This is a genomic window from Nitrosomonas mobilis, assembly GCF_900103035.1.
GTDB lineage: Bacteria > Pseudomonadota > Gammaproteobacteria > Burkholderiales > Nitrosomonadaceae > Nitrosomonas > Nitrosomonas mobilis.
On the sequence record NZ_FMWO01000063.1, the window covers coordinates 47,165 to 56,884 of the forward strand.

Annotated in this window: 9 protein-coding genes; 3 read left to right on the top strand and 6 right to left on the bottom strand. The window is 46.4% G+C overall.

The features are described from left to right. The first annotated feature begins 10 nt into the window (after window positions 1-10). The 3 genes from traF to NSMM_RS11225 are packed head-to-tail and all read left to right on the top strand — an operon-like array spanning window position 11 to window position 5,485. On the top strand, window positions 11-1,042 hold the full coding sequence (gene traF / locus NSMM_RS11215) for a conjugal transfer protein TraF (protein ID WP_090287499.1): 1,032 nt from the start codon (window positions 11-13) through the stop codon (window positions 1,040-1,042). Then, window positions 1,026-2,453: a conjugal transfer protein TraH gene (locus NSMM_RS11220; protein ID WP_090287501.1), complete on the top strand. Its 1,428-nt coding sequence runs from the start codon at window positions 1,026-1,028 to the stop codon at window positions 2,451-2,453. Before traF ends, NSMM_RS11220 begins: the two co-directional genes overlap by 17 nt. Beyond that, window positions 2,453-5,485 (top strand): conjugal transfer protein TraG N-terminal domain-containing protein, encoded by a 3,033-nt coding sequence (locus NSMM_RS11225; protein ID WP_090287503.1) that lies wholly within the window; start codon window positions 2,453-2,455, stop codon window positions 5,483-5,485. The genes NSMM_RS11220 and NSMM_RS11225 overlap by 1 nt, the downstream gene beginning before the upstream one ends. Before the next feature lie 45 nt (window positions 5,486-5,530). On the opposite strand, the gene NSMM_RS11230 is transcribed toward NSMM_RS11225, so the two are convergent. The 6 genes from NSMM_RS11230 to NSMM_RS11255 all read right to left on the bottom strand — a co-directional run. Beyond that, entirely contained in the window at window positions 5,531-5,893 is a 363-nt protein-coding gene (locus NSMM_RS11230; RefSeq protein ID WP_090287505.1) for a hypothetical protein, read from the bottom strand. 157 nt (window positions 5,894-6,050) lie between these two features. After that, entirely contained in the window at window positions 6,051-7,337 is a 1,287-nt protein-coding gene (locus tag NSMM_RS11235; protein ID WP_090287507.1) for an arsenic transporter, read from the bottom strand. Window positions 7,338-7,384: 47 nt separating this feature from the next. Continuing rightward, a complete protein-coding gene (locus tag NSMM_RS11240) occupies window positions 7,385-7,870 on the bottom strand; it encodes an arsenate reductase ArsC (RefSeq protein ID WP_090287509.1) in 486 nt (161 codons plus the stop codon). Beyond that, the gene (locus NSMM_RS11245) at window positions 7,867-8,292 is read right to left on the bottom strand and encodes an ArsI/CadI family heavy metal resistance metalloenzyme (RefSeq protein WP_090287511.1); all 426 of its coding nucleotides are present in this window, start codon (window positions 8,290-8,292) and stop codon (window positions 7,867-7,869) included. Before NSMM_RS11245 ends, NSMM_RS11240 begins: the two co-directional genes overlap by 4 nt. Window positions 8,293-8,331: 39 nt before the next feature. After that, window positions 8,332-8,661 carry an ArsR/SmtB family transcription factor gene (locus tag NSMM_RS11250; RefSeq protein WP_090287513.1) on the bottom strand — a complete coding sequence of 110 codons (330 nt, stop codon included), beginning with the start codon at window positions 8,659-8,661 and terminating at the stop codon, window positions 8,332-8,334. 414 nt (window positions 8,662-9,075) lie between these two features. Further along, window positions 9,076-9,720: IS6 family transposase (locus tag NSMM_RS11255; protein WP_090284061.1), on the bottom strand; the 645-nt coding region annotated here is incomplete at its 5' end.

Genomic DNA, 9,720 nt, shown 5'->3' on the forward strand with positions numbered 1-9,720 from the left:
GAAGTTGAATATGCGGGTTTCATTAGCATTAGCTTCGGCTCTGTTAATTTCGCTAGCTCATTCAGTTAAAGCGGATACTCAAGAAGAACCTTCTCTGCCATCTGCAGGAAGTGAAAATTTCTATAAAGGGAAGGCAGAAGGCTGGTTTTGGTACAAAGATCCCCCTGAGGAGATTCCTGAGGAACCTTTAAAGCCTCCCCCCCCTCCTCCGCCTTCCCCCGCTCCTGAGAAAGAGCCGGAAAAACAAGAACCTCCTGCGCCAAAAGGTCCGGAGGTTTTCAGCGTGGCGTGGATTAAGAAAAATCTCCCCGTCTATCGTGATCGAGCAATTGATAACCCGACTGACGCTAACGTTCAGGCCTATTATTACTTGCAGCGCGTCATGATGGACAAAGCCTCACAGTTCTCTGAAGCTTCGTCGAGAGTAATCATGAAGGATCCATTCCTGGATGAGGATAGTCGTCGCCCTGTTGCAACTTACGCAGCTAATGCTCTAAATCGGGAAGTTACATCAAACAAAGACAAGGTTCTTCGAGGTCTTGGCAACAAGGTTGGTTTATTTTTCTTTTTTAAATCGAACTGCATTCTTTGTGCTGAGCAGGCCAGTGTCTTGCAATCGCTGACAAATTCCACTGGAATAAATATTATTCCAGTCTCAGTGGATGGTAAGCCTCTAGATAACAACGCTTTTCCTGATTATCGTATCGACGATGGCCAGTCTAAAAAACTCGAAGTGTTTCAAACCCCGGCTTTAGCGCTTGCGATTCCTCCAAATAAGACTGAAATAGTCGGCTATGGCGCAATTACGCTTGACGTACTGTTTAATCGAATATTAATTGCTGCGCGCGATACAGGTCTTATTGATAAGAAGACGTTTGACAGTACACAACCATTCTTTGATAACGGACTTCTATCCCTAGATGATAACGACGGCATTGATGAAGATCTTCTGAATAGTCCTGAGAAATTCGTTGAAGCAATGAAGAAGAAATTGGCACGCAAGGCTATTGATGGGGAGCCTCACAATGAGACTGAAAAGTAATACCTTAATCTTTGCTGCGCTATTGGGTTTAGCGCCGCTTGGTGCACACGCGGATATACAGTCTCAACTCGACTCAATGTTTGATTCGATGTCGAATGTTACCGACGCCGGTGCTTATGAGACAGCTACACGAGGCGTCATCACTGGGGGCTCCTTACGAGTTCGCAATAAGATCTCAACTACACCTATTGTATCCTTCAGACCACCGTCATTTCAGGCTGGGTGTGGCGGGATCGATATGTTCGCGGGGTCTTTCTCGTTTATCAACGCACAACAATTCGTTCAATCGCTCCGGTCTGTAGCGTCGAACGCCGTCGGCGTTGCATCTGGCTACGCATTCAAGCTTGCACTGAATGCTATGGGCCCTACAGTTCATAACGTTATTCAGAATCTCCAGGAGGTTATGCAGGACATCAATAGTTTGATGTCTAACTCCTGCCAACTCGCCCAAGGTTTGGTAACTGACGCTTTCAGTTCGTTCACCTCTAAGGAGACAATGCGCGCAGCCAACATCAACGTCACTTCGGGGGTGGGCGATGCGTTTGCTTCTCTTATGCCTGGTAGCTTGACTTCGAAATCTCCTAAAGAACAGCAAAACGACGCCGGGCATTTTAAGTCCTGCGAAGATATCGGCAACGTTCTCTGGTGCTCTATGGAGCAGTATGGTGCAAGAAGTTTCTTCACATACGGTTCAAGGCAGACTGATGAAATGATCATGTCTTTTACGGGGACCGTGATTATTAAGTCACTGACTGATTCCGAAGACGGTAAGGGGAAAGTTCCTGAGACCCAGTATTTCGGTCCCACGGGTATTACACTACAGGATATTGTTGAGGGGAAAAAAGAAGAACAGGTGTCGATCTACGACTGTTCTGCAGATGAAGCTGCATGCATGGAGATCAAGAGCCAGCAAATTGCATTCGATGGTCTTGCCGAAAAGATTGTTAAGTCATTCAATGGTAATTCGAACTCTCCAGGTATCGTTTATAAGTGGGCAACCAATGTTGGTTCTTTCAATGCAGATGAAGTAGCTGTTATTAGCGCACTGCAGAAAGCTGGTTTCTCCGCGATGATTCAACGCATTGCTCAGCGAAGTGAGTCGATGGCAAAAGGATTTGTTGCCGCACACGCCAAAATGCTTGCTTTGGAAGGGGCTTATTCGCTCACATCCTCCTACATTAATACCGCTGAATCTGTGCTTCAACGGGGGAAAATGGTTGATCAATTAGGCGAGAAGAGTCGAGATTTTATTGTCGACGCACGTAATCGTTTAACCTCGGAGCATCTGGCACTTCAAGCTAAATACGGTAACGATAATGACATGTATAAGGATTGGACTGTCCGCATGGAAGTTATCCCGCCTCCGAATTTTATTTCGACTATGGGCAATCGTTCTGTGAGGGCTCAGTAATGGAGTTCACTATCTATTCGGTAGGTTCAGCCTCCTACCTTGAAGAGGTCTTGAATGCCGTGGCCATGATCTGCGGCACCGGTGATGTTGAGTCTTTGGCCAAAATTGGTTTTTTGATTGGCACGCTTTTCCTTGGTTTCCAGGCTGTATATAAAAATCAGGCGATACCATTCCACCAGGTTGGCGTTTGCTTAATCCTCTATCTGGCGATGTATGGTCCGTCCGGACGCGCAATCATCGAAGACGTGTATGACGGCACCGTCACGGTCGTAGACAATGTTCCGTTGGGGCCGCTGATGGTTGGCTCAACCATCTCCAACGTCGGCTACAACATCACCCACCTGATGGAGCAGGCGTTCTCTACACCTTCGATGACAAATTATGGTTTTGCTGACCCAATCGAGACTCTTATGAGAGTTCGGTCGGTGACGGGCAACTTGATGTCGATACCTGCCTTTACAAACGGTGGTACCGTCAATCAGGACCTACTTTCATCCTGGTCCAATTACTTTCGCGAATGCACCCTCGCTGGCATGGGGGACGACATGACGGTTTATGCGAATGTCGCTCGTAGCAACGATCCAATGCAATCAGCGAAATTCTCCAGCAACGTCTATTACACACAAATTTTTGATGGTACCGCCGGCGGCCGGACGTTGAGTTGTTCAGATGCTCATAGCGCTTTGGTCTCTGCAACTAATTCGTCATCTGACAACGTGATGGAGGAAGTGGCTACGGCTGGTTTCCAGCGTCCAGGCAAGATTGTGAGTGGTGATGAGGTCACCACACGGATCGGTGATTCTCTTTATGCTTTGAACCTTTCCTCGATGGATGCCCGCGCGTTCACGATGGCTTCCATCCTTTACCCGATTTTCACTCAAGCACCTGGTCAAAAGGCGGTTGAGGATCTTCAGGGTAGTTATGCAGTGATGATGAGTCAGGCCCAAGCTCAGCAAAACACCCAGTGGGCAGCAGAAGGTACGATGTTCACGAAGTACGTTCGGCCCTTTATGACGTTCTTTGAAGGTTTGATCTATGCGATCACCCCCCTAATGGCGTTCTTAATTGCTATGGGTGGTTTTGGCATTAGCCTGATCGGTAAGTACATGATGCTGCTCGCATGGATGGTGTTGTGGATGCCGGCGCTGTCCATCGTGAATTTATACACTGTGTCCTCCACCGCGTCGGTGATGCAGGGGTTGTTGAATACCTCGTCATTTGACGTGGGCGGTGCGGCTGTATCTTTTGAGATGCTGAAGCAAATGCAGCCAGCCCTTGAGCAAGCTGTTCGCGTTGCAGGCCTGATGGCCTCGTCAGTGCCAGCAATCTGCTTGTTTCTTGTTTCGGGAACCGCCATCGCTGCATCTGGTATCGCCGGGCGTATGAACGGTTCCGATCAGATCAACGAAAAAATAGCTTCTCCCGACGTCATCACGCCTGCAGCAGGGCTTCAGACGACGCCTTTCGCTACCAGTGATTACGACAAAGGCCTGCGTATTAATGGTTCAGAAAATCAACGCGGCGATATTTCGGTAGGCTCAATGATGAGTGAGGGGCTCTCCAGCACGCGCACTCGTGCCGAAGCTTCCGCTGAAAGTTTCTCGAAACAACTTACCAGCGCCTACGGCCGTCAACTGGACAGTTCAAACAGCATCGGTGACCAGGCAGCAGTTGGCCGTGGTTTGCAGAGCTCCTTTGGTATGAATAGCGATGCTGGCTTTCAAGCCGGTATCGACCAGTTACGGCAGCAAGGGTATTCCTCGACTCAAATTGAGGCCGGCATTGCCAGTGTCGCTTTGCGTGGCGGTGCCTCTGGTACCGCGGGGCTAAGTGCTAAGGCCGAAGCACCAGGCGGAACTGGAGGGAGTGCTGGGGTGGGTGTTAGCGGTGGTGTGGATGCATCCAATACCAGTCAGTCGTCCAGATCTGACAACATGAACAGCTCCGAGAACGTTAACAATGCGGTAAAAGCCGTTCTTGGCGAGAGAATTGCCAACTCTTTGAATCGTACACAGGGTTATAACCTCGCTCAAAATTTTGACCATTCAGAGAGATCTGGTGTCTCCAAATCAGATCAGGAGAGTCTTTCTAAATCAGCTCAGCAAACGCTATCCGATCAGAAGGCGTTCCAACAAGCTGAATCCTTTGTGCGGTCCGCCGGCTACAGTGAGAATTTTAAATTGGATTCCTGGGCAGGTAAGGTTGTTGGTGAGGGTCGCGATGGTGCTGTCGTTTCCGATGCGATGAACAAGTACGGTGAAGAGTTCCAGGAGCATCAGCGCCAATTGAGCAACACAATGCTTGATCCTCGTCGAGCTGATGCTGCTGCTGCTCTTATGACACTTGCTAAGCATGGTGATTTTTCGTCGCTTGACGGTCCAGCTGTTGATTACGACCGCTATGCAAATCTTCGAGCACCTGCCGCCGGTAACCTCGAAGGAGAAACGCAGCGTGCTGGCCATTCTGTTGATACGTCCAGCTTCAATTCTTCATTCGCTGGAAGGAAAGATGCTGCGATCCATAATTCCAATCCTGGTGGTGAGTACCAGCGCATGCAGCCGGTGGTGGAAAACGACGCGCAGGTGTACGGCCAATCAGCTATAAAACCTGCAGTTGATCAAGCCGAGAGTCGCATTCGTGGCCTGGCTAAGGACGTGCATGATTTTGGGGAGTCCTCCGGCGGGGGGATTGCTGCTATCACCAACAACATTGGTAGCACACTTGGGATGCGAGGTAACAGGGAGGAATACCTTGAGGAAGGCCGTCACCTGGGGTTGAATGACGCGCAAGCTGAAGTCTTTGCGACTGCGCGTGTTGGTGGTTTCGGTGACAACTCCAAAGATCACTGGGACGCTTATGCGGATTCGGTTGGAATGGACCATGACTTGCGTGACGGCATGTACCAGCAACTGATTCAAGCTGGCTTGCACGATAACGGGTCAGGAGCACAGCTCGCGGATATTCGTACGTTAAACGATCGTGATTCGGTAACAGATCGCATGAGTTTGAGTATCCCGCGCTCGGGTCAGTAAAAGGGCTCACGGCGCAGCAAAAAAACCGGCCTAATGGCCGGTTTTTTATTTGAGCTGTCTCATGGGCTCCGACATTTCATTCCCCTCAGTGATTACATAATGGTTGTATTCCACCTGCTGAGGCATTTGTGGTTCGTAAATGCTCGATTTGTTTGTCGCTCCACTCATGAGGCCAATCAGGCTCGAGAGCATGAAAATCACCGAGACGGCTAGCAACGCAAGAAATCCTACAGCTGCGCTAAATTTAGCGGTCAGAAGGCAGAAGCCAATCAAACTACCAAAGACAAACAGTGGCACCTTTACCTCTGGGTCTCTTCCATGGGTCAGATGCAAGGCTCCCGACCCAACAGCGAAAATCAGTGCAAGGTAAGTGTAATAACCTGCTTTTAAAACTGATCCGACCTGCATTCAACGCGGTTTTGAACCAACAATAACTGCATCTATCCACCCCTGCAAACCAGAGAAAACTGCAAATGAACCTGCATTTATCCCCTTCTACCTGCATTCTATCGTCGCTAACCAGGAATAACTGCGAATGAGGGCGTATTCAAATCAATCATTGAATTCAATTGATGCTAAGCCATAGTGCAAGAGCAGAAAGCGTTATCACCAAGACCGGCAGAGTCAAAACAATGCCAACTTTAAAGTAATACCCCCAAGTAATGATCGTATTCTTACGTGCCAATACATGCAGCCACAATAAAGTTGCCAAACTGCCTATTGGTGTTATTTTTGGCCCTAGATCGCAACCAATCACATTCGCATAAATCATGGCTTCCTTTGTTGTTCCGGTTGCGCTGCTTGCGTCGATTGATAAAGCACCAATTAGCACTGTTGGCATGTTATTCATGATTGATGAAAGAAAAGCCGCCAGTAACCCTGTTCCAAGTGTCGCACCCCATACACCGTAATTAGCGAAAACATTCAATAAATTAGCAATGTACTCGGTTAAACCCTCGTTACGCAGTCCATATACTACTAAATACATTCCTAAAGAAAAAACAACGATTTGCCACGGAGCATCACGCAGTATTTTGCGAGTGCTGATAATGTGACCGTTTGCTGCAACCATAAGCAATATAAGCGCACCTACCATTGCCACAAAACTGATTGGAATTCCAAACGGTTCCAATGCAAGAAAACCTACGAGCAATAAAACCAGCACTATCCAGCCAGCCTTAAATGTTGCCAAATCCCGTATTGCTTCGCTAGGTGCCCTGAGTAAGCTTAGATCATGATGCGTTGGTATACTTCGTTTGAAGTATAAATAAAGCACTACCAAGCTACCTGCGATCGATGCGAAGTTAACCGGAATCATTACTTTTGCATACTCGGAAAAGCTGATTTTGAAAAAATCAGCAGAAACAATATTGACTAAGTTTGATACTACAAGTGGCAAGCTTGCAGTATCTGCTATGAATCCCGCAGCCATAATATAAGCCAAGGTTGCAGCGGGGCTGAATCTAAGCGCTATTAACATGGCCATCACAATTGGCGTTAAAATTAATGCAGCGCCATCATTAGCAAACAAAGCAGAAACAGCCGCACCTAACAAAACAATAAATACAAACAGCAACCCCCCGTTTCCACCGCCCCAACGCGCGACATGCAAAGCAGCCCATTCGAAGAAGCCTGCTTCATCAAGTAACAGACTAATGATTATGATGGCGATAAAAGCAGTAGTAGCATTCCAAACGATACTCCATACAACTGAAATATCACTAAAATTCACTATTCCCAGAGCCAAAGCAATCATGGCACCAATGGAAGCACTCCACCCAATGCCCAAACCGCGCGGTTGCCAGATAACTAACACGAGCGTAAATGTAAAAATCAGAACAGCAATCAGCATTGAGAAGGCCCTTTTGAAATGAAAGGTCGATTGAAAGAACTCGTTTTCTAACCTGTGACTGAGATACCTATGCTGTCCAATTTTTGCTGTAATAAAGGGGATTTATTTCTAATTAAATCTTCTAACTTTGAATCGAAGAAATATTCAATACGAGTACGTAAAATACGATACGCTCTTTCGAAAGCTGCATTAATCTCTTCTTCTGTGCCCGTGGCTGTGGCGGGATCATCGACACCCCAATGAGTACGCAAAACGGAGCCAAGGTAAACTGGACAAGTTTCCTTATCCGCATTCCCGCACACCGTAATCACAATATCTGGAACAATTGGTAAATCGTCCCAAGATTTACTATGAAGCCCTTCTGTTGAAATTCTTTCATGCTCAAGTAACGCTAATGACCGGGGATGAACTTTGCCAGCCGGTTTGCTTCCTGCGCTCATCGCACGCCAACCTTTGGGCGCAATGTGATTGAAAGTGGCTTCTGCAAGGATAGACCGACAAGAATTACCAGTACAAAGAAAAAGTATGTTCATTTCTGGAGTGCACAGCAAGATTCGTTTTTGATTGGAATTTCAGCATCTTGGCCAAATGTTGGTATGGAAGTTAATGAATGAAACGCTTCCCAGGCAATCCCTTGAGGATCAACTGTCCAATATTTGTTAGAAGCGGCGTAGCAGCACTGAGCATTTTTCTGCTCGATTGCGCTTAATAAAGCTTCATTAAGCCGCTGATCTATTTCTTTGAGCTCATCGTCTGAATCAACTTGAATTCCAACATGATCTACACCAGTTTTGGTACTCTTCGTTGATATTGCAAAATTAATACAAGGATCTTCTAACATCCATTTCGCATAGTCCGTTTTGCTCATAACCGGACCTGCACCAAATAGTGCCGAATAAAAACGGATATTTTCTTCCAGATTATTGACAGCAATATGTATATGAAATCGCTTCATAGCATCACTTCCTTAGTTAAAACGAAATATAAAAAATATTTAGCTTCTTTCTTCATTACAGTAGATGTCAGTGGAAGTGCACGCCATACCAGCACAACAATTTTCAGTGAGATACCTCAGAAGACCATTCATAGTTTCAAAGTTTGCTGAATAAAAAATAAATCGACTTTCTTGTCGGGCAGTAACCAGCTCTGCGCTGTTTAATTCTTTCAAATGAAATGACAGGGTAGCGTTTGGAATACGTAATTCTTCAGCTAATACACCCGCCGACATTCCTGATTCTCCCACCTGCACCAGCTTCCGAAATATCGTTAATCGGGTTTCGTGAGCTAAAGCAGCAAGAGCTTTAGTAGCAATATATATTTCCATATTTCTAATATATTCGAAATAATTGATTTGATCAACCTTATTTCTATCCTCAAGTATTAAGCAGAGGCAATTTTTTCACGGACAGTTGGGATGTTGGGTATACGATAGTGGGAAGAAATGGTTCATTACAGGAAAGTATCAAGTGGATATAGGAGTGAGAAATCGTGCTGATGGAACTACATTCTGAATTAAAGCTGTTCTCCCGCTCTGAGATTAGTAGAGTTTCGCTATCAGAAAGTGACAATCTAGGCCGTAATCACAATCGGTTACTGCAAGCATTAGTACAAAAAACGTCCGTTTGTTGGACTCAATTTGCAACCTCGCGTAATACGGCTGTAATCCACTTTCCAAGCTCCACAATCGGCTCTGTTGCAAAAAATAGCGTTGGCTAGAGTAAATCTCTGATATTTTTGATTATGCGGTGTAAATATCGAATTGTCTTTCAATAAGACGGATTTCTCCTATGAGACCTTGCCCATATTTCCATGCATCCATCTGTCCTTTCTTGAACATGTGCATGAGTTCAAACCCCTTGATCGTTGCATAGGCGGTCTTCATGGATTTGAACCCGCGTACGGGATTTATCAGCTGTTTGAGTTTTCCATGATCAGCCTCGACAATATTGTTCAAGTACTTTACCTGCCGGTGTACCGTATCCTCAGGGCATTTCCCTTCTTCCTTCAACTCATCAATGGCAGGACCGAAAGTCGGCGCTTTATCTGTATTAATCGTCTGCGGATGTGCCCATGGTTTTATGGATTTGAGCGCTTTGCCTAGAAACCGTTTGGCGGCTTTCTTATTACGGGTAGGTGAAAGATAGAAATCAATCGTGTCACCGTGCTTATCAATAGCTCGGTACAAATATGTCCATTTCCCTTTAACCTTCACATAGGTTTCATCTACCCGCCAGCTGTAGCCCATCGTCGGCTTGTAGTACCACCGCATGCGTTTTTCCATTTCGGGTGCATAATGTTGAACCCAACGATAAAGCGTTGTGTGATCGACTTCAAATCCACGCTCCAACATCATTTCTTCCAATTCACGATAGCTAATTCCGTA